Raw genomic sequence first — 18,277 nt, forward strand, 5'->3', positions numbered from 1 at the left:
GTGGCGGCCGGTGCGCGTGGTCAGGGTTTTTCCCTGGTGGAGATGATGGTGGCGATGAGCTTGGGCCTGCTGGTGTTGGCGCTGGCCTTGCAAGGCGCGTTGACGATGCAGGGCAGTCTGCGAGCGATTGAGAGCGGCTTGCGGCGGCACCAGGATGGGCAGTTTGCGCTGACGCAACTGGCGGAGAGCTGGCGCAGGCATGGACGTTTTGCGTGCGCGCAGGCTGCGGAATCGCCGGGGCGCGGGTTTGAGGCGCCGGAAGGCATGCGTTTTCGCTACGGTGTCGGCGCTGCTGTGGTGTCGGTGAAGGAGGACGCGGCGCAGACCATGCTGCGTTGGCAAAGCGAGGAGGATTGGGAGGAGGCGGCGTTGGCCAGTTGCTCCAGCCTGAGACTATTGACGCAGGGAGAGCCCGGTTTGCAATGGCGGCGGGAGTCCGGCACGCATGTTCTGGCCTGGCAGGGCGGCGCTGCGGCGGGGCCGTTGCGCGGAGCGGATAGCGCCTCCTTGGAGGTATTGGCCATCGCCTCGCAGCGTTACGTCCTGCGTAGGGAGGGCGACGGCGATGCCCTATGGCTGGAGGAAAGCCGGCCCGGCCGGGTGGCGGAGCCGCCGCAATTACTGGCAACGGGCGTGGCGGCGCTGCGGCAGCGCTTTGGCGTTCGCCGTGCTTGCCGTCCGCTGGAGCTGACCTGGCGGGAACGACCGGATCAGCTGAGCGTTGAGGATTGGATGCGTCTGTCGCGGGTGGAGCTGTCGCTTGAGATTCAGTCGGATGGCCGCCGGCAGGGATGGACCACGGTGGTGGCGCTGACGCCGGCCCTGCCGTGCGCACTGGAGCCGAGCGGATGAGGGGCCTTCGGCCGCGCGGCGCCGTGTTGTGGCTGATCCTGCCGCTGCTCAGCCTGTTGACGGTGCTGGCCATGGGAACCGCCCGTTCGGTAGCGGTGGAACAGCGCGCCACTCGCAATCTGGCGGAACAGCGGGAGTTGCGGCTGGCGGCGCTGCAGGCCTTGCGGGCGGCGGAGCGGCGGGTCTTGGACTTGAATCTCCGCTTCGAGGACGGCCTTGCGGGCGAAAGCGGCGTTCCCTGGCAGGGCGACGACCGCGGTTTGGGCTGGTTCATGCCGGACTGTCTGTCCACCATTGCCGGCGTCGGTTATGGTTTGTGCGCGACCGAGCCTGATTTGTGGCGGCGCAGCGTGCAGATCAACGGCGCGCGGTGGCCGCTATTGCATCCTTGCGGACCCAGTCGTCCGCTTGAGCCGACGCCGGACCGTCCGCCGACATCATGCTTGCCGGCGCGGATACGAGCTGGGCAGCGTTGGAGCCCGCCGCGCTATGTGCTGGAGTTGCTCAATCCGGCGTTTCGGTTCGTCGGCGTCGACGGTCGTTTGTTCCGGATCAGCGTGCGGGTCTGGGGGGAAAGCGAACGCAGCGCGCTGACGGTGCAAAGTTGGTTCTGGGCCGGTGCGGGCGCGCAGGCCGGCCGCGGCGGGCGCTTGAACTGGCGGCAATTGGAGGAAGAATGAGGGCGCAAGCTGGGATGACCTTGCTGGAGTTGCTGGCGGCGATGGCGGTGACGGCCATCCTGGCCGCGATGGCCTGGCCGGCCTATCAGCAGCAGATATTGCGTGGACAGTTGGCGGAGGCGCGCGCGGCGCTGTTGGAGAATCTTCATTATATCCAGCGCTGGCATTTGGAAAACCGTTCACAGTCGGCGTCGTGGCCATCCTTGCCGCGACCGGGCACGCGCGAGTTCGAAATCAGGCTCGGCAGCGTCAGTCAGGGGGCGGACAGTGCAGGACAAGCCAGTTTTCGCTTGTTGGCCAAGCCCAGAGCGGGACACCGTTTGGCCGGCCGTTTGCTGTTGAGTCTGGATCAGGACGGCAATCTATTGCAGTGCGGGCCGGATGAGTCTGGCCCGCAGTTATGCGGGGCCTGGGGAGATTAGGCGTTGTCGGCCGTCGCGTGAAGCTGGATCTTGCGGCAACCCTGCGCCAGTACGCGGCCGCCGCGGGTGGTCAGGCGCGCCTGTTCGTCCAGCAGCGACCAGATCAGTTGCTGGCTGACGTAACGCTCGCCCTGGGCGACCTTGGCCGGCGTCAGCCGGTAGCGGTGACTGTTCCAGTTCAGCTGGATGGCGGCGCCGCTTTGCGGCGACGGATACTCTACCACTACCATTTTGCTGCCGTTGCAGCGGTATTTGACGGTTTGCATGGCCGTGTCGGCCGAGGCCGACGCGGCGGCGCAGAATGCGCTCAGCAGCGTTGCGCCGAGCAACGCTGGTTTCCATGCCTTCATGCTCCCTCCTTTTCCCTCCATGGGGCGACTTTCAGCAACAACACCATGCCGGGCAGCGCCAGCGCGGTGCACAACAGGAAAAAACTGGTCCAGCCTATGGCGTCGATGATGTAGCCGGTGGAGGCGTTGGCCAGAGTGCGCGGCACTGCGGCCAGGCTGGTGAACAAAGCGAACTGGGTGGCGGTGTAGGCCGGGTGGGTGCTCTTGGCGATGAAGGCGACGAAGGCCGCGGTGCCAAGACCCACGCCCAGCGCCTCGAAGCCGATGACCACGGCCAGCATGCTCAGTTCATGCGCGCCGATGGAGGCGAAACGGCCATAGCTGGCCAGCCAGGCGAAACCGAGGATGGACAGCACCTGCACCACGCCGAAGGCCCACAGCGCCCGGTTGATGCCCAGCTTGATCATCCACAGGCCGCCGAGCAGGCCGCCTATCACCGCCGGCCACAGCGCGGCGTGCTTGGCCACCAGGCCGATCTGGGACTTGGCGTAACCCATGTCCAAGTAGAACGGCGTGGCCAGCGAGGTGGCCATGCTGTCGCCTAGCTTGTACAGGAAGATAAAGCCCAGAATCCAGGCGGCGCCTTGCCAGCCCTGGCGTGTGATGAACTCATGGAAGGGCTCGACCACGGCTTCTCGCAGCGTTTTGGGCGCTTGGCCGGCAAGTTTGGGCTCGCTGACTTTCAGCGTCATCAGTACGCCGGGAACCATGAACAAGGCGGTGATCAAGAAGACGCGGTCCCAGGGGATGTGATCCGCCAGGATCAAGGCAAGCGAACCAGGCACCAGACCGGCCAGCCGGTAGGCGTTGATGTGTACGGTATTGCCAAGCCCCAGTTCGTTGTCGCTGAGAATCTCGCGGCGATAGGCGTCCAGCACGATGTCCTGGCTGGCGGAGAAGAAGGCCACGCCCACCGCCAGCGCGGCGATGCTCCAGATGTGCTGGGCCGGGTTGAACAGGCCGAAGCCGGCCATGGTGACGATCAGCGCCAGCTGGGTCAGCAGCATCCAGCCGCGACGGCGGCCCAGCAGCGGCGGCACGTAGCGGTCCATCAAGGGGGACCACAGGAATTTCCAGGTATAGGGCAGGCCGATCAGCGCGAACAGACCGATGGCCTTGAGGTCGACGCCTTCGCTGCGCAGCCAGGCGGGAAGCAGGTTGATCAGGGTATACAGCGGAAGACCGGATGCGAAGCCGGTGAAGACGCAGATCAGCATCGTGCGCGAGAAGACGTCGCGCCGCCAGTCGATGGTTGTGTTGCTCATGGGCAGGCCAGTTTCTACGGATCGCGCGGCGGGACCGGCCCGCCGCTTGTTGTTATTGGCGCGCCACCCGGTAGAACGCCAGGCTGCCGCGCAAGTTGGGCATGAAAGTTACCCGTTTGACCCCATTCATCACCACGCGTTCCACCACGCGCAGCCGATTCTTGGCGCACAGCGCTTCAAAGTCGCCGAGCATGCACCAGTGAATGTTGGGCGTATCGTACCACTGGTAGGGGATGGTGTCGGAAACCGGCATGTGGCCCTGCAGGATTTGCCAGCGGTTTTCCCAGAAGCCAAAGTTGGGAAAAGTGACGATGGCTTCGCGGCCTACGCGCAGCATTTCGTTGAGAATCTGCTCGGTTTCGCGCATCGCCTGTATGGTTTGCGACAGCACTACGTGGTCGAAGGCGTCGCCGTCGAATTCGGCCAAGCCGGTTTCCAGGTCGCCTTGCAGCGCATTGACGCCGGAGGCTACGCATTTGACGACATTGCCCACGTCCAGGTCCACGCCGTAACCAACCACCTGTTTGTTGCGGTTCAGCCAGGATAGCAGCGCGCCGTCGCCGCAGCCCAAATCCAGCACCCGGCTGCCGGGCGTGATCCAGTCGGCTATCAGGCTTAGGTCGGCGCGCAGCGGCGCCGTGGTTTGCGGGGCGTTCATGCTTGCACCTCCCGCGCCACGCGGTCGAGGTAGGCGCGCATTAATTGGACATAGGGCTCGTCGGTCATCAAAAAGGCGTCGTGACCGTGTACGGACTCGATTTCGGCGTAGGATACCGGCCGGTTGGCGGCCACCAGCGCCTTGACGGTTTCGCGCGAGCGCTCCGGCGAAAAGCGCCAGTCACTGGTGAAGCTGGCCACTAGGAATTGGGCACTGGCTTTTTTCAGCGCGGCGACCAGATCGCCGCCAAAGCTCTTTGCCGGGTCGAAGTAATCCAGCGCCTTGGTCATTAGCAGATAGGTATTGGCGTCGAAGGTGTCGGAGAATTTGTCGCCCTGATAGCGCAGATAGGATTCGATCTCGAACTCCACGTCGTAGCCGAAGCGATAGTCTCCGGAACGCAGCATGCGGCCGAATTTCTCGCCCATGCCGTCGTCGGATAGATAGGTGATGTGGCCGAGCATGCGCGCCAGCCGCAGGCCGCGTCGCGGCAGCGCGTCATGGGCGTAGAAGTCGCCGCCGTGGAATTCGGGGTCGGTGATGATGGCCTGGCGCGCCACGTCGTTGAAGGCGATGTTCTGCGCCGACAGTTTGGGAGCGGACGCGATCACCAGCGCGTGGGCAATGCGCTCCGGGTAGTCGATGCTCCACTGCAAGGCCTGCATGCCGCCCAGGCTGCCGCCTATCACCGCCGCCCAGCGTTCTATGCCCAAGCGGTCCGCCAGGCGCGACTGGCTGGCGACCCAGTCGGACACGGTGACGACGGGAAAGGCGGAGCCCCAGGGCTGGCCGGTGTCGGAGTTGACGCTGGAGGGGCCGGTGCTGCCGTGACACCCTCCCAGGTTGTTGACGCCGACCACGAAGAAGCGGCGGGTGTCGATGGGCTTGCCGGGACCAATCATATTGTCCCACCAGCCGGCGGCCTTGTCGTCCGTCTGGTAGCGGCCTGCTACATGATGGTGGCCGGACAAGGCGTGACAGATCAGGATGGCGTTGCTTTTGGCGGCGTTGAGTTCGCCATAGGTCTCGAAGCGCAGCTGGTAGCCTTGCAGTATGGCGCCGCTATTGAGCGCCAAGGGGGTATCGAACACGGCGGTTTGAGCCGTAACGATGCCGACGGAGTCGTGGGAGTCGGACATGATGACTTGAGTGCCTCTTTTGCTATTTTCGGCATGCGCGGCTTTGGCCATGCTCATGCTGTCGCTCCACCGGCGGCCGGTCTGTGCCGGCCATTCTCGTCGCGGAGCCTCCTGTAGGCTACAGTCAGGACTTTAGCATGTCTTGAGCCGCCGGCGACAGCGTCTTGCCAGCCGCGGCGGCGCGTCGGATAATCGGGCGACTTTCCTTCTCTGGCCCGCCATGTTCGGTCGTCTTTTCAAGTTCTTCGTGCTGTGCGGCGTACTGCTGATGTTGGCGCGCTGGCTGCTCAACCGCCGCCAGCGGCAGAGCCTGCACGAGCTGTTCAGCACGCTGGCGCTGGCCCTGCTGGTCAGCGCCGGGCTGTTTTCGGTGCTGTATCTATTGGGCTGGCACCGTCTTTAAGCGCCTCCGCGGCATCAATTCTTGATCCCGCTCAGCGCCTCCGGCCCGCCTGCTGGCTAGACTGCCCGGCTTTGGGCTTTGTTTGGCAATGGACCTGACCCGGCATCTGCATACCTTTGGTTATTATCTGAAGCGCTGTTTCGGCGAGCCGGTGCATAAATTATCACTGGCGGGCGATTTCACCTGTCCCAACCGCGACGGCACCTTGGGGCGCGGCGGCTGCACCTTTTGCAATGTGCGGAGCTTCGGCCGCGATCCGGCGGCTTTGTCGATCAGCGAGCAGTTGGCTCGGGAGAAAACCAAGACCGACCGCGCGCGCCGTTATCTGGCTTATTTCCAGGCTTATACCAGCACTTATGCCGAAACCGAGCTGCTGCGCCGGCTGTACGACGAGGCGCTGGCAGGCGCCGATGTGGTGGGCCTGTGCGTCGGCACCAGGCCGGATTGCGTGCCGGACGCCGCGCTGGCTCTGCTGGCGGAATATCAGGACCAAGGCGGCGAGGTATGGCTGGAGCTGGGGCTGCAGACCGCGCACGACCGGACCCAGGCTCTGATCCGACGCGGCCACGGCCTGGCCGAATATCGCGATGCGGTGCGGCGCGCGCATGCCCATGGGCTCAAGGTGTGCACTCATTTGATCGCCGGTCTGCCCGGAGAGGACGCGGCCGCCGTCCACGCCTCGCTGAACGCGGTGTTGGACATCGGCGTGGAAGGGTTGAAGTTGCATCCGCTGATGGTGGTGCGCGGCTCGCGGATGGCGGCGCAATACCGGCGCGGCGAAGTAGCGCCGTGGAGCCTGGACGACTACGCCGAGTTGGCGGCCAGCCTGATCCGCCATACCCCGCCGCAGGTGGTGTACCACCGGGTTTCAGCCACCGCGCAGGCGCCAACCCTGATCGCGCCGGACTGGTGCGGCCCGCGCTGGACGGCTTTGCAGGCCATAGGCCGGCTGCTGGTGCGCGACGGCGGCCAGGGCAGCGCTTTGGGGCGGGCCTGGCGGGCGGATGAAGAGCCGCTTGCGTAAATTATCTGCGTGAACGATTGTCAGATTCAGGAGCCGCTCCCGACTCATGGGGGTAGAGACCGGAGACACCGCCATGCTGATCAAGAAACCCGCCGATATTTCCTCGTCGGACATCACGCCGGAAGGCGTATACCTGAATCGCCGCCACTTCATGTTGGGCAGCGCCGGCTTGCTGCTGTCCGCCGAGACGCTGGCGGCGCTGGCCGCCAAGAAAAGCCCACTGTCGACCTTGGCCGGAAACGACAAGGCCAATAGCCTGAAAGAGATTACCGGCTACAACAATTTCTATGAATTCGGCACCGACAAGGCCGACCCGGCGGCGAACGCCGGCAGCCTGAAAACTCGACCCTGGAACGTGCTGGTGGACGGCGAGGTGGCCAAGCCGCGCAGCTTCGGCATCGAGCAGCTGTTGAAATTTCCGCTGGAGGAGCGTATTTACCGGCTGCGCTGCGTCGAGGGCTGGAGCATGGTGATTCCGTGGGTGGGTTTTCCGCTGGCCAGCCTGCTCAAACAAATGAACCCGACTTCGCGCGCCAAGTACGTGGCCTTCGAAACGCTGCAGCGGCCGGCGGAAATGCCCGGCCAGCGCGGCCGGGTGCTGGACTGGCCCTACCGCGAGGGTCTGCGCATCGACGAAGCGATGCATCCGCTGACCATTCTGGCCGTCGGCCTATACAACGATATGCTGCCCAATCAGAACGGCGCGCCCATCCGCTTGGTAGTGCCGTGGAAATATGGCTTCAAGAGCATCAAATCCATCGTGCGCATCCATTTGCAGGAAACCATGCCGGCCACCAGTTGGAATCTGGCCAATGCGCGCGAGTACGGTTTCTATTCCAATGTGAACCCGGAAGTGGATCACCCGCGCTGGAGCCAGGCCAGCGAGCGCCGTATCGGCGAATTCTTCAAGCGCAAGACGCTGATGTTCAACGGCTACGGCGAGCAGGTGGCGGGCTTGTACCGCGGCCTGGATCTGCGCAAGAACTATTGATGGAGCGGGGATGACGACTTTGCACCTTAAATCCGCTGCCGCCCGTCCTGCCGACCGCGTGTTGGCCGGGTTCAAATGCCTGTTGTTTGTGGCCTGTCTATTGCCGCTGGCGCGCGCCGCCTGGATCGTGTTGTCCGGAGAAGCGGTGAACCCGGTGGAGTTCATCACTCGTTCCACCGGTACCTGGACCCTGATTTGGCTGCTGGCGACGCTGGCGATGACACCGTTGCGGCGCTTTGGCGTCGGCGGTTGGCCGCTCAAGTGCCGGCGCATGCTGGGCCTGTTCGCCTTTTTCTATCTGAGCCTGCATTTCCTGACCTATCTATGGCTGGATCAGTTTTTTGATTGGGCCGGCATCGTCAGGGATATCTACAAACGCCCCTTCATCACCGTCGGCTTTGCCGCGCTGTTGTTGATGACGCCGCTGGCGCTGACCTCGACCCAAGGTTGGATGCGCAGGCTCAAGCGCAATTGGGGCCGGCTGCACCGGCTGGTGTACCCGACGGCGCTGCTGGCGGTGGTGCATTACTGGTGGCTGGTGAAGAAGGACTTGAGTCAGCCCTTGATCTACGCGGCGGTGTTGGCCTTGCTGCTTGGGTTGAGGCTGTGGTGGCGTTGGCGCCGGCCGGGCGGAGTTTGATTTGGGGCAAGGTCGCTGCCGCCGTCGGGGACGCCGCGCGGATTGGAGTTTGCCTGGCGGCGCGCAAACTTCTACAGTGGCGTTTTGTTTTTTCAGGCAGTGAAGATCATGTCCAAGGAAAAGGCCCCGGTCACTCAGGCGATCCGGGTATTGCGCGAGCATCATGTCAGCTTTAGCGAGCATTTGTACAAGTACGAGGAAAAGGGCGGTACTACGGTGTCGGCGCGTGAACTGGGCGTGGACGAGCACTGCGTGATCAAGACCTTGATCATGGAAGACGAGAACAAGCGGCCCTTGATCGTGCTGATGCACGGGGACCGCGAAGTGGGCACCGGCATGCTGGCCAAGCAGATCGGCGTCAAAAAGATCCATCCCTGCGATCCCAAGACTGCGGACAAGCACAGCGGCTACCAAGTGGGCGGCACCAGCCCGTTCGGCAGCCGCCATGCGATGCCGGTGTATATGGAAGCCAGCATCTTGGAGTTGGAGCGCATCTATATCAACGGCGGCAAGCGCGGTTTCTTGATCGGCGTCGATCCCAAGGACGTCGAGCGGGTGCTGAAGCCGATTCTGGTCAGCGCCGCGGTTTGAGTTCGGGGAAGTTGCGCTGATAAATGGCCTGCAGGCTGCCGTCGGCCTGCATGGCTTGCAAGGCCTGATCGATCTCGCGCCGCAGCTTGGCGATGTTGGGGTAGCTGCGCGAATACATCAGCGACAGCGGGGTGGCCTTATTCAGTGGCGTGGGAATGTAGGCGAAGTCGCGCTCGTGTCCGCTGGCCTGGGTGCGGGTCAGGAATAGGCCGCGTTCCAGCGTCAGCGGCGCCAGATCGAGATGGCCGATTTGCAGCAGCTTGATCGCGCTTTCCTCGTCGCTGGTGTTCAGCGTGTTGAGCCGGTATTGCTGGAACAGCGGCTGATACCACTGACCAAGCTGCACGCCGATGCGGTAGGCGCGCAAGTCGGCCAGGTTGCTAAAACCGTTGGGCGGATTGGCGAGCCGGGGCTTGTAGTAGAAGAAAAAACTGCTGCTGCGAATCAGCGGCGGCGAGAAGTCGAAACTGAGCGCGCGCTCCGGCGTCGGCCGGTAGGGAAAGGCAGCCGCGGCGCGGCCGGCCTTGACGGCGGCCTCCGCGCGAGGCCAGCTCATATAGTGAAAACGCGCGGTATAGCCAGCACGCCGGCAAGCTTGGCGCACCATGTCGGCGAAGACGCCGTCGGCGGTGAAGCTGCGTGACACATAGGGCGGCCATTCGCCCGTAGCGAAGTCTATCGCCGGTGTTTCGGCGCGGGCGGGCGCGGCCAGGCAATAGAGAGCAAGCAGTAGCGGACGCCACATGGCGCGACTCCAGAATCAGGGTGGGAGCATGCTTTGTTATCGCACAGCGCCCACCCCGCTGCCAGCCTAACGGCTACCACCACCAGAACATGAAGCCCCAGGCGGCGTCCACCAGAGCCAGCGCCGCCAGCAAGGGAATCAGAGCTAGCACCTGGCGCAGGCCGGAGCTCCAGCGAGCGAGGATGGCGCGCCCCAGCCACAAGGACCACAGATTGGCGCCGGCCAGCAAGGCTAGCCGCGCGTCGTTGGCCCAGAACATCGGCACCCCTTCCGCTTTCAACAGCGTCACTGTCAGCGCGGACAGGCCAAGAAACACGCCGCAGCCGGCCAGCGGGATCAGGCTTTGGGCCAGGTGGTGCAGGCGCTGAATCCGCCAGGGGCCGGCAATGCGCACGCCGGCGGCCAGGCACAGCAACAGGCCGCTGCCCAGCACCAGCGCGGTGGCCAGCACGTAGCTGATCAACGCCGCGCCGTCCAGCCAGGAAAATACGTCGTTATGCTGCGGATAATGGGTCAGCAGCCACCACGGCGCCTCGGTGTCCAGCGGCCACAGGATGTCATGGTCCACCAGCCATTCCGCCGCCGCCTGTTTCATGGCCACGAACCAGGGGCTCATGGTCCAGTGGAAGGCGCCCATCGCCACGCCCAGCAGGCCGTAGAGAATCAACGCGGTTTGCCAGCCGTCGGCCTCCTTGGCGGCGACCTTGACCACTTCTTCAGTGGGCGAGCGCAGGCTTAGTTCGATGGCGTCGCGATGGCCGCTGCAACGGCCGCACATATGGCAACCGCTGCCGCCCTGCATATGGCGCAGCGGTTGCAGCGGCGCGCAATCCACCGCCTGTATCGGGATGGTTTTGCCTTGCTGCGAGGCTTTCCAGGCGGCCTCGTCCACGCGGTAATACATCGGCGCCAGCTTGGACAGCAGGCCGAACACGCCGTTGACCGGGCACAGGTGGCGACACCAGGCGCGTTTGCCGCGGGTATAGATGAAGCCGACGATCACCGCGGCCACGGTGGATCCGCCCAGCACCAGCAACGCGGCCTTGGGGTATTGGTAGACGCTGACCAGTTGGCCGTAGATGGTGGTCAGCGCGAAGGCGACGAAGGGCCAGCCGCCCCAGCGCATCCAGCGCGGGATAGGACGCCCCAGGCCTTTTCTGGCCGCCCACTCGGACAAAGCGCCTTCCGGGCAGAGAACGCCGCACCACAGCCGGCCGAACAGCACCATGGACAACAGCACGAAGGGCCACCAAATGCCCCAGAACACGAATTGGGCGAAGATGGTTAGATTGTTCCAGATTCGGGCGCTGTCTTCCGGCAAGTCGAGGCAGGCAGGCACGATCAGCAGTGCGGCGTAGACCAGCACCACGCCCCATTGCAGCGCGCGCAGCAGGCCGGCGTGATCCCGCAGCCACAAGCCGACGGCGGCCATGAAACCCTGGGCCGTCGGCTGGCGACAGGCACCGCCGGCGCGCGCGGCGACATCGGCGGAATGGGGAAGCGGCGGGCGGGTGGATTTCATGCTGTCAGCATCTGCTTGCGGTTGCGCCACTGGAACAGCGCCCAGATCGTCGCCCAGAACAGCGCGTAGGCGATCAGGCTCATCAGGGCAGGGTGGGCGCGGTAGCCGGTGAGCGAGGCGATGACGCCGCCGGCGGGGCTCATGTCGTCAAGCAGCGCGGAGCTGTCCCACAGCGGATCGATCAGCGCCGGCAGAATGTCCATCGAGATCAGCTTCTCCACGCCGCTCAGGAAGAGCGAGGCGCCCAATAGCAGCAGCATGATTTCGGTGATGCGGAAGAACAAGCGCCAGGACAGATATTTGCCGCCTAGCTGCAATAGATAGAAGGTCAGGAAAGCCAGACCCAGGCCTATCACGGCGGCAAAGCTCATGCTGGCCAGCGTGGAGCCGTCGGCCTCGGCCAACATGCCGTAGAGGAAGACTACGGTTTCGCTGCCTTCGCGGGCGATGGCGATGGCGGCCAGCAGGGTGACGCCCCACCAGTTGGCGTTGCTGGCGTTTTCGCGCAGGCCGGCCTCCAGTTCTTTCTTCAACGTGCGGCCATGCTCGCGCATCCACAGCACCATGTGCACGATCAGCGCGGCGGCGGTGAACACCATCACCATCTGGAAAACGTCTTGAGCGCCGGCCATCAGGTTGCTGGCGGCGAACAAGGCCACTGCCAGGCCGACGGCGGCGAGCAGGCCCAGCGCCACGCCAGCCCATAAATAGCGTTTGCCGGCGGCGCCGGCCGGATTCTGGTTCATCCAGGCGTTAAGAATGCCGACGACCAGCAAGGCCTCGACGCTTTCGCGCCAAACGATGAATAGAACTTGTCCCATGTAGTGTGCTCCTGCTAACGGCGGTAAACGGCTAGGGAGGCGGCGGAGCGCCTCCGGCTGGGCGGCGTTTACTTGGCGACGATGACGCCTTGGCCTGTCTTCATATGAAATTCGTCGAAAAACTTGTATTCGCCGGGAGACAGCGGCTGGAATACCAGGAAGGATTCCGCGCCGGGGCCCAGCACCTTTTCCTTGCGCAGCGGCGTGCTTTCAAATTCGGCGGGCGTCTTGCCGGCGTTGATCACTTCAACCTTGAACTTCTTGCCGGCCGGCACTACCAGACGGGCGGGCGTGAATACGCCGTCCTTCATCACCAGCTTGAACACCGGCATCTCGTCGGCGAGGACGGACATCGACACTAGGCAGGCCGCGATGGCGGCCAGGAGCATGCGTGCGAACTTCATCGGAAAGGGTCTCCGGATTAAAAACAGCGCAGGCGGGGGCATGCGCTGTCTTATTTTAACGCATGAGAATGACTGGCGTTTACATTCTCATTCGCATTAATCCTGTTTTTGCAAGAACAAGGGGATTAATAGCCGCCTTTTTTGCCGATGCCGGCATAAGTAAACTCATAGTTGAGTTCGAAAGGCTTGAACCACGGGCCCACGCCGGTTTCCTTGTCGATGTGGCGGCCGAAGTGGGCGTGTTGATTGGCCGACGGCGGCAGGATGGTGTATTTCAGCTTGTACTTGCCCGGGCCTTGCAGCTTGATGTTGTCGCCGTAGTGCGGGCCGTCGTTGGCCACCATCGGCATCAGGTCGCCCTTGAGCACTTCCTTGCCGCCCACCTTGCTCAGTTCGTACTTAACCACCAGATAGGGCATCCATGCGCCTTCTTCGAAGCCGTTGGGATTATTCTTGGTGGCGTGGATGTCGGCCTCCAGATGGATGTCGGATGCCTCCGCCTTGCGCATCATGCCTTCCGGTTCCATCTTGGTCGGCTGCAGGTAGACCGCGCCGATCTCCATGCCGTTCTTCAGGGCCGGCTTGCCGATCGGGTATTCCTTGGCCATGGCGGCGGCGGAAGCGGTCAGTACAGCGGTGGCGATAGCCAGTTGGACAAAGCGACGCATATTGTTTCCTTTTGGTTTCAATTGAATAGAGCACTGCTTGGCGGCGAAGGACGCCGGCCGGGCGGATAAGCGTTTATTTTTGGTTTGCTTGGCCTGCCTAAAAATACTAATGCTAATCATTATCATTTTCAAACGAAAATGTGTTGTCGAATGTAGCAGATGCGACGCCGAGCGGCGCTGGCCATAGGAATGGCATGCGCCGCGTCGGCCCGCTAGATTGAAAATGCCTTTGAAACCTGCTCCGCAATGCTTATGCGTCGTTTGCACATGTTGCTTTCCCTGCGGGCTGCCTCTTGCCTAGCTCTTGTTCGCCAGTCTTTGGACGGATTATTCGTTTTGGGCCGCCAGCAGGCTTAGCTGCCCCAGGCTTTCATCCAAAATCAGCAACTGCAGCATCTGCTCGGCCAGATGCTCGGCCCCGTTTCGGTAGGCTGCGGCGAAGGCGTCCACCGCGGCGGCGTCGAGCTGGCCGCGGCTGAGCTGAGCCAGACGTTTGCCCAGGCCGTCCATGCGCGGGGCCAGGCTGGTTTTCAACCAGCCGGACAGCGGGGGATTGAAGCCGCGCTTCTTGCGCTGGAAGAAGTCCGCCGGCAGCGCCGGATGAACGGCGCGGCGGAAGATCAGCTTGGCCGGCTGGGTGAAGCGCTGCTTGCCGTCCACCGCCAGCAAAGCCTGGTAGAAGCGATGATCCACCAGCGGGGCTCTGCCCTCCAGGCCGTGGGCCATGGTGCACAGGTCGGACTTTTGCAGAATGTAGTCCGGCAGATAGTTGGCGAAGTCTATGGCCAGCAAATGATGCAGGCCGGCCGGCGCATTGGCAGGCGGCGGGCCGATGTCGTCCGGCGCGCGCCAGTGGCAGAGCCGCGAGAGCGGCCGGTTGTTTTGCAGGAACAGGCGTTGGCCGGGGGTGAAGCCGGAAAAGCGCAGCGAATAGGCGTCTTGCCAGCTCATCGCCAACTCGGTGGCGAGTTTGCCGGCGCCTTTGCCGTCCAGCGAGGGCTTGATCGTCAGCGGCAGTTTGATCAGGCTGCGCCAGCGAGTACGCAGATGTTTGTTGACGCGCTTGTAGCCGGCCAGCAGCTCATCGCCGCCGTCGCCCAAAAGCACCACTTTGACGTGGCGGCTGACTTCGCGCGCAAGGTACCACGTGGGGAAGCTGGACGGATCGGCGAAGGGTTGATCGAGGTCGGCGACGATGCGTTCGAAGTCGGCCGCCAGATTGTCCGGCATCTGCACCGCCAGATTGGCCAAGCCCATCCGTTGCGCGGAATCGGCGGCGTCGGCGGCTTCGTCCAGCTTGGATCCGGGGAAGGCGGCGGTGAAACTGCTGAATTGCGTCAGTTGCTGCGTGGCCAGCCGGCTGGCGATCACGGTGGAGTCTATGCCGCCGGACAAGAGCACGCCCAGCGGGCGGTCGGCGACGGTACGCATCGCCACCGCGCGGTCCAGTTCTTGAAGCCAGTCGCCGTCGTCCTTGGCCGGTTGCCAGTAGCGCAGTTTGCGCAGCGAGCGGGTGTCCAGATCAAACTCCAGCCGGTGGCCGTTTTCCAGGCGCTGTATGTGGCTGAACAGGGTGGCGGGCGCCGGGATGTAGCGATGCGCCAGATAGGCGTCGATGGCGTCGGCGGAAAAGTCGCGCTGCCGCGGCGGCAGGAAGGGCAGCACCGAGCGTACCAGCGAGCCGAAGGCGAAGTTGCCGTCCAGCAGCGAATAGACCAGCGGTTTCTCGCCCATGCGGTCGCGAGCCAGATGCACCTTGCGCTGTTTCAAATCCAGGATGGCGAAGGCGAACATGCCGCGCAGCCGCTGCAACAGAGTTTCAATGCCCCAGGCCTGATAGCCGCGCAAGATGAACTCGGTGTCGGAGTGAGTGGCGAAACGCGCGCCGCCGGCCTCCAACTCGGCCTTGTCGGCGTCCCAGTCATAGACTTCGCCGTTGTAGCAGATCCAGACCTGGCCATCGTCGCTGACCATCGGCTGGTTGGCGATGGGCCGCGGGTCGATGATGGACAGCCGCGCGTGCAGCAGCGCGTTGTGGATGTCGCCGTCCGCCGCCGGCTGCCAGTCGGCGTTCAGCAATAATTGATTGGCCGCGTCGGGGCCGCGCCGGCCCAGCTCAGTCAGCATGGCCTGGGCGGTGGCCGCGGCGGCGGGGCGTTGCGAGAAAAAGCCGGCGATTCCACACATGATTTTCTGTCCGAATGGGCAACGCGCCCGGCAAGCCGCCGAGCGCTCAGACGGCGCCGCAGGCGCGTTGGAAAAATTGAATGGCGGAAGTATCCGGGCTGGGCTGCGCCAGTGTCAAACCTTGTCGCCGCGCAGATCCGGCAGCAGTGCAGCCACTAGGCCCAGCAGCGGCAGGAAGGCGCATAGCTGATAGACGAATTCGATGCCGCGGCTGTCGGCCAACTGGCCCAGCACCGCGGCGCCGATGCCGCCGATGCCGAAGGCGAATCCATAGAACAGGCCGGACACCATGCCCACCCGGCCAGGCAACAGTTCCTGCGCGTAAATAATGATGGCGGGGAAGGCGGACGCCAGCACAAAGCCTATGCCCAGCGACAGCACGCTGGTCCAGAACAGATTGACGTAGGGCAGCAGCAGGGTCAGCGGCGCGATGCCGAGGATGGAGAACCAGATCACTCGCTTGCGACCGATGGCGTCGCCGATCGGGCCGCCGAAGATGGTGCCCAGTGCGACCGCGAGCAGGAACAGGAACAAATGCAGCTGCGCGGCTTGCACGCCCAGGCCGAAATGCTGAATCAGATAGAAGGTGAAGTAGCTGGTGATGCTGGCGGTGTAGAAGTATTTGGAGAACAGCAGCACCAGCAAGGCGAACAGCGTCAGCTTCACGCGCGCTGGCGACAGCGGCGGCGGCGTAGTGGCGGCGGCGGCTTTGGCCTTGCGCTGCTGATGGCTGTACCACTGGCCGATCTTGAACAGCACCGCCATCGCCAGCAGAGCGGCCAGGCCGAACCAGGCGATGCTGCCCTGGCCTAGGGGGATGACGATCAGCGCCGCCAGCAGCGGGCCGCTGGCGCTGCCGGCGTTGCCGCCGACCTGGAAGATGGATTGGGCCAGGCCGGGGCGGCCGCCGGAGGCCATGCGGGCCACTCGCGACGATTCCGGGTGAAATACCGAGGAGCCGGTGCCCACCAGCGCCGCGGCCAGCAGCAGCAGGGGGAAGCTGCCGGCGCTGGACAGCAACAACAGGCCGCACAGCGTGGCGCCCATGCCCAGCACCAATGAGTACGGCATCGGTTTCTTGTCGGTGTAGAGCCCCACCAGCGGCTGCAGCAGCGAGGCGGTGCATTGGTAGGTCAAGGTCATCAGGCCGATTTCAGCAAAGCTGAGCTGGTAATTGCCTTTAAGCAGCGGATAGATCGCCAGCAGCAGCGATTGCAGCATGTCGTTGAGAAAATGGGAGAAGCTGATGGCGCCCAGCACGCGGAAACGGGTGCTGTCTTGATCTGGCGCGGCGGCGGCGGTGGTCATGGGCTTGAGAATCATTCAGCTAGTGGATGAATGTCATACTAGCGAGCAAAATAGCGTCCGTCCTGCCAAAATAAGGCAGTTATCTTTGCAAAAGAGGCATTGTGGCGGACTTCGACCATTTGCATGACTATGACGGCGGCGCGGCCCCGGTGGTTGGCAAGGCGCGTGATTACCCGGCAGGCGGCGTTTCGCCGCGCCACGCTCACCCCACGGCACAGCTGTTGTACGCGGTGGAAGGCGTGATGATGGTCACCACCGATCAGGGCCGATGGATCGTGCCGCCGACGCGCGGCATCTGGCTGCCCATCGCCACCTGGCATCAGGTGAACATGCTGAGCCGGGTGCGGATGCGCACGGTGTATGTGCGCGGCGACGCCTTGGCCGGCCTGCCGGCGGAGTGCTGTGTGCTGGCGGTGTCGCCCTTGCTGCGCGAGCTGATCCAGGCCGCGACCGGCGTCGCGGTGCCTTACCCGCCGGACAGCCGGGCGGAACGGGTGATGCGTTTGATTCTGGACGAGATCCGCAGCCTGCCCAGCCTGGCTTTGTCCTTGCCGCAGCCGGCGTCGGCGGCGCTGGATCAACTCTGTAGGCAGTTGCTCAGCCACCCCGGCGATGCGCGAGGCGTCGTCGAGTGGGCGGCGCAGGCGGCGATGGACCCGCGCACTCTGCAGCGCCGTTTTCAGCGCGAGACCGGGCTGAGCTTCGGGCAGTGGCGACGTCAGGCGCGGCTGATTGCGGCCTTGGAACGTCTGGCGCGCGGCGCCAGCGTGCTGGAGGTGGCGCTGGACCTGGGCTACGCCAGTCCCAGCGCCTTCGCGACAATGTTCAAGCGCGAGCTGGGCGCGTCGCCGAGCGCCTTCTTCGACGCACCGCAGCTTTAAACCGGGGCGGCCAGTTTCAGCGCAATCTCCGCCAGCCGGCGCCCCTGCGCCAGCGCCAGTTGTTTTTCGTCGTCGCTGATGGCTTGTTCGTTGCGCACGCCGGCGACATGGCTGACGCCATAGGGCGTGCCGCCGGTGCTGGTCCGGGTCAGCGCGGTTTCCGTGTAGGGCAGGCCCACCATCAGCATGCCGTGGTGCAGCAAGGGCACCATCATGGTCAGCAGGGTGGATTCCTGGCCGCCGTGCAACGAGGCGCTGCTGGTGAACACGCAGGCGGGTTTGCCGGCCAACGCGCCCTGCATCCATTCCGGGCTGGTGCCGTCCAGAAAGTATTTCACCGCCGCCGCCATATTGCCGAAGCGGGTGGGGCTGCCCAGCGCCAGGCCGATGCATTCAACGAGATCCGTGGCCTCGACATAGGGCGCGCCGGCCTCGGGGACGGCGGCCTCGGTCGCTTCGCAGACCGCGGACACCTTGGGCACAGTGCGCAGCCGGGCCTGGCAGCCGGGCACGCTCTCGATGCCGCGGGCGATCAGCCGGGCCAGTTCGCGGGTGGCGCCGTGCTGGCTGTAGTAGAGCACCAGGAGGTCTTGCATGGGTTTGGGGCCTTCCTTGTATGGGATCAAAAACGATAGGTCGCGCGCCGCCGCGCAAGCGGGTGCATGATAAAGCAACTCTTTACGGCTTGCCTGATCCGCGCTTTGCCATTATTTTGCCGGGATGCAA

Annotated in this window: 21 protein-coding genes; 9 read left to right on the forward strand and 12 right to left on the reverse strand. The window is 64.0% G+C overall.

The genetic code is table 11. From position 1 onward, the window contains the following. From B0T39_RS17845 to B0T39_RS25920, 3 genes are read left to right on the forward strand one after another with little or no spacing between them, the layout of a single operon-like run. On the forward strand, positions 1-852 hold the full coding sequence (locus B0T39_RS17845; protein WP_081548959.1) for a PilW family protein: 852 nt from the start codon (positions 1-3) through the stop codon (positions 850-852). After that, the gene (locus tag B0T39_RS25915; protein WP_217806274.1) at positions 849-1,532 is read left to right on the forward strand and encodes a hypothetical protein; all 684 of its coding nucleotides are present in this window, start codon (positions 849-851) and stop codon (positions 1,530-1,532) included. Before B0T39_RS17845 ends, B0T39_RS25915 begins: the two co-directional genes overlap by 4 nt. Beyond that, positions 1,529-1,954 (forward strand): type IV pilin protein, encoded by a 426-nt coding sequence (locus tag B0T39_RS25920; RefSeq protein ID WP_217806275.1) that lies wholly within the window; start codon positions 1,529-1,531, stop codon positions 1,952-1,954. Before B0T39_RS25915 ends, B0T39_RS25920 begins: the two co-directional genes overlap by 4 nt. On the opposite strand, the gene B0T39_RS17855 is transcribed toward B0T39_RS25920, so the two are convergent. From B0T39_RS17855 to metX, 4 genes are read right to left on the reverse strand one after another with little or no spacing between them, the layout of a single operon-like run. Further along, positions 1,951-2,304: an MliC family protein gene (locus B0T39_RS17855; RefSeq protein ID WP_166452219.1), complete on the reverse strand. Its 354-nt coding sequence runs from the start codon at positions 2,302-2,304 to the stop codon at positions 1,951-1,953. The two genes, B0T39_RS25920 and B0T39_RS17855, sit on opposite strands and share 4 nt — an antisense overlap. Beyond that, positions 2,301-3,569: an AmpG family muropeptide MFS transporter gene (locus B0T39_RS17860; protein ID WP_081548965.1), complete on the reverse strand. Its 1,269-nt coding sequence runs from the start codon at positions 3,567-3,569 to the stop codon at positions 2,301-2,303. The genes B0T39_RS17855 and B0T39_RS17860 overlap by 4 nt, the downstream gene beginning before the upstream one ends. 52 nt (positions 3,570-3,621) lie before the next feature. Then, a complete protein-coding gene (gene metW, locus B0T39_RS17865) occupies positions 3,622-4,227 on the reverse strand; it encodes a methionine biosynthesis protein MetW (RefSeq protein WP_081548967.1) in 606 nt (201 codons plus the stop codon). Beyond that, positions 4,224-5,366, reverse strand: a complete 1,143-nt coding sequence (metX, locus tag B0T39_RS17870) for a homoserine O-succinyltransferase MetX (RefSeq protein WP_081549048.1) — start codon at positions 5,364-5,366, stop codon at positions 4,224-4,226. Before metX ends, metW begins: the two co-directional genes overlap by 4 nt. Positions 5,367-5,586: 220 nt before the next feature. Between metX and B0T39_RS17875 the strand changes: the two genes are divergently transcribed. The 5 genes from B0T39_RS17875 (at position 5,587) to ybaK (ending at position 9,015) form a co-directional block, all read left to right on the forward strand. Further along, positions 5,587-5,769 (forward strand): protein MIGRI, encoded by a 183-nt coding sequence (locus tag B0T39_RS17875; RefSeq protein ID WP_043635174.1) that lies wholly within the window; start codon positions 5,587-5,589, stop codon positions 5,767-5,769. An 88-nt stretch (positions 5,770-5,857) separates the two neighbouring features. Beyond that, complete coding sequence (locus B0T39_RS17880; protein ID WP_081548969.1) at positions 5,858-6,793, forward strand: TIGR01212 family radical SAM protein; 936 nt, start codon at positions 5,858-5,860, stop codon at positions 6,791-6,793. A gap of 46 nt (positions 6,794-6,839) precedes the next feature. Then, complete coding sequence (msrP, locus tag B0T39_RS17885) at positions 6,840-7,784, forward strand: protein-methionine-sulfoxide reductase catalytic subunit MsrP (protein ID WP_254894590.1); 945 nt, start codon at positions 6,840-6,842, stop codon at positions 7,782-7,784. 10 nt (positions 7,785-7,794) lie between these two features. Beyond that, positions 7,795-8,424 (forward strand): sulfite oxidase heme-binding subunit YedZ, encoded by a 630-nt coding sequence (locus B0T39_RS17890; protein ID WP_081548973.1) that lies wholly within the window; start codon positions 7,795-7,797, stop codon positions 8,422-8,424. Between the two features lie 108 nt (positions 8,425-8,532). Beyond that, on the forward strand, positions 8,533-9,015 hold the full coding sequence (gene ybaK / locus B0T39_RS17895) for a Cys-tRNA(Pro) deacylase (RefSeq protein WP_081549050.1): 483 nt from the start codon (positions 8,533-8,535) through the stop codon (positions 9,013-9,015). On the opposite strand, the gene B0T39_RS17900 is transcribed toward ybaK, so the two are convergent. The 7 genes from B0T39_RS17900 to B0T39_RS17930 all read right to left on the reverse strand — a co-directional run bounded on the left by B0T39_RS17900 (position 8,999) and on the right by B0T39_RS17930 (position 16,670). Next, entirely contained in the window at positions 8,999-9,760 is a 762-nt protein-coding gene (locus B0T39_RS17900) for a substrate-binding periplasmic protein (protein ID WP_081548975.1), read from the reverse strand. The genes ybaK and B0T39_RS17900 overlap by 17 nt on opposite strands. A gap of 73 nt (positions 9,761-9,833) precedes the next feature. Continuing rightward, positions 9,834-11,282 carry a 4Fe-4S binding protein gene (locus B0T39_RS17905; RefSeq protein ID WP_081548977.1) on the reverse strand — a complete coding sequence of 483 codons (1,449 nt, stop codon included), beginning with the start codon at positions 11,280-11,282 and terminating at the stop codon, positions 9,834-9,836. After that, complete coding sequence (locus tag B0T39_RS17910) at positions 11,279-12,103, reverse strand: FTR1 family iron permease (RefSeq protein WP_081548979.1); 825 nt, start codon at positions 12,101-12,103, stop codon at positions 11,279-11,281. Before B0T39_RS17910 ends, B0T39_RS17905 begins: the two co-directional genes overlap by 4 nt. A gap of 68 nt (positions 12,104-12,171) precedes the next feature. Beyond that, complete coding sequence (locus B0T39_RS17915; RefSeq protein ID WP_081548981.1) at positions 12,172-12,507, reverse strand: cupredoxin domain-containing protein; 336 nt, start codon at positions 12,505-12,507, stop codon at positions 12,172-12,174. 125 nt (positions 12,508-12,632) lie between these two features. Then, complete coding sequence (locus tag B0T39_RS17920) at positions 12,633-13,175, reverse strand: iron transporter (RefSeq protein WP_081548983.1); 543 nt, start codon at positions 13,173-13,175, stop codon at positions 12,633-12,635. A gap of 327 nt (positions 13,176-13,502) precedes the next feature. Further along, positions 13,503-15,362: an asparagine synthase (glutamine-hydrolyzing) gene (gene asnB, locus B0T39_RS17925; RefSeq protein WP_081548985.1), complete on the reverse strand. Its 1,860-nt coding sequence runs from the start codon at positions 15,360-15,362 to the stop codon at positions 13,503-13,505. A 114-nt stretch (positions 15,363-15,476) separates the two neighbouring features. Then, on the reverse strand, positions 15,477-16,670 hold the full coding sequence (locus B0T39_RS17930; protein ID WP_081549052.1) for an MFS transporter: 1,194 nt from the start codon (positions 16,668-16,670) through the stop codon (positions 15,477-15,479). A 101-nt stretch (positions 16,671-16,771) separates the two neighbouring features. On the opposite strand from B0T39_RS17930, the gene B0T39_RS17935 reads away from it, so the two are divergent. Then, positions 16,772-17,551 carry an AraC family transcriptional regulator gene (locus B0T39_RS17935; RefSeq protein WP_081548987.1) on the forward strand — a complete coding sequence of 260 codons (780 nt, stop codon included), beginning with the start codon at positions 16,772-16,774 and terminating at the stop codon, positions 17,549-17,551. Here the strand turns inward: B0T39_RS17935 and wrbA are convergent. Further along, positions 17,548-18,147, reverse strand: coding sequence for an NAD(P)H:quinone oxidoreductase (gene wrbA / locus B0T39_RS17940; RefSeq protein WP_081548989.1), 600 nt, complete (start codon positions 18,145-18,147; stop codon positions 17,548-17,550). The two genes, B0T39_RS17935 and wrbA, sit on opposite strands and share 4 nt — an antisense overlap. Between the last annotated feature and the right edge of the window lie 130 nt (positions 18,148-18,277).

It is taken from the genome of Chromobacterium haemolyticum (genome assembly GCF_002081825.1).
Taxonomy (GTDB): Bacteria; Pseudomonadota; Gammaproteobacteria; order Burkholderiales; family Chromobacteriaceae; genus Chromobacterium; species Chromobacterium fluminis.

Excerpts from the sequence above, each read along its gene's own strand:
- B0T39_RS25915 (WP_217806274.1), top strand. The coding sequence starts at position 849 with ATGAGGGGCCTTCGGCCGCGCGGCGCCGTGTTGTGGCTGATCCTGCCG.
- B0T39_RS25920 (WP_217806275.1), top strand. The coding sequence starts at position 1,529 with ATGAGGGCGCAAGCTGGGATGACCTTGCTGGAGTTGCTGGCGGCGATG.
- B0T39_RS17855 (WP_166452219.1), bottom strand. The coding sequence starts at position 2,304 with ATGAAGGCATGGAAACCAGCGTTGCTCGGCGCAACGCTGCTGAGCGCA.
- B0T39_RS17860 (WP_081548965.1), bottom strand. The coding sequence starts at position 3,569 with ATGAGCAACACAACCATCGACTGGCGGCGCGACGTCTTCTCGCGCACG.
- metW (WP_081548967.1), bottom strand. The coding sequence starts at position 4,227 with ATGAACGCCCCGCAAACCACGGCGCCGCTGCGCGCCGACCTAAGCCTG.
- metX (WP_081549048.1), bottom strand. The coding sequence starts at position 5,366 with ATGTCCGACTCCCACGACTCCGTCGGCATCGTTACGGCTCAAACCGCC.
- B0T39_RS17875 (WP_043635174.1), top strand. The coding sequence starts at position 5,587 with ATGTTCGGTCGTCTTTTCAAGTTCTTCGTGCTGTGCGGCGTACTGCTG.
- B0T39_RS17880 (WP_081548969.1), top strand. The coding sequence starts at position 5,858 with ATGGACCTGACCCGGCATCTGCATACCTTTGGTTATTATCTGAAGCGC.
- msrP (WP_254894590.1), top strand. The coding sequence starts at position 6,840 with ATGGGGGTAGAGACCGGAGACACCGCCATGCTGATCAAGAAACCCGCC.
- B0T39_RS17890 (WP_081548973.1), top strand. The coding sequence starts at position 7,795 with ATGACGACTTTGCACCTTAAATCCGCTGCCGCCCGTCCTGCCGACCGC.
- ybaK (WP_081549050.1), top strand. The coding sequence starts at position 8,533 with ATGTCCAAGGAAAAGGCCCCGGTCACTCAGGCGATCCGGGTATTGCGC.
- B0T39_RS17900 (WP_081548975.1), bottom strand. The coding sequence starts at position 9,760 with ATGTGGCGTCCGCTACTGCTTGCTCTCTATTGCCTGGCCGCGCCCGCC.
- B0T39_RS17905 (WP_081548977.1), bottom strand. The coding sequence starts at position 11,282 with ATGAAATCCACCCGCCCGCCGCTTCCCCATTCCGCCGATGTCGCCGCG.
- B0T39_RS17910 (WP_081548979.1), bottom strand. The coding sequence starts at position 12,103 with ATGGGACAAGTTCTATTCATCGTTTGGCGCGAAAGCGTCGAGGCCTTG.
- B0T39_RS17915 (WP_081548981.1), bottom strand. The coding sequence starts at position 12,507 with ATGAAGTTCGCACGCATGCTCCTGGCCGCCATCGCGGCCTGCCTAGTG.
- B0T39_RS17920 (WP_081548983.1), bottom strand. The coding sequence starts at position 13,175 with ATGCGTCGCTTTGTCCAACTGGCTATCGCCACCGCTGTACTGACCGCT.
- asnB (WP_081548985.1), bottom strand. The coding sequence starts at position 15,362 with ATGTGTGGAATCGCCGGCTTTTTCTCGCAACGCCCCGCCGCCGCGGCC.
- B0T39_RS17930 (WP_081549052.1), bottom strand. The coding sequence starts at position 16,670 with ATGACCACCGCCGCCGCCGCGCCAGATCAAGACAGCACCCGTTTCCGC.
- wrbA (WP_081548989.1), bottom strand. The coding sequence starts at position 18,147 with ATGCAAGACCTCCTGGTGCTCTACTACAGCCAGCACGGCGCCACCCGC.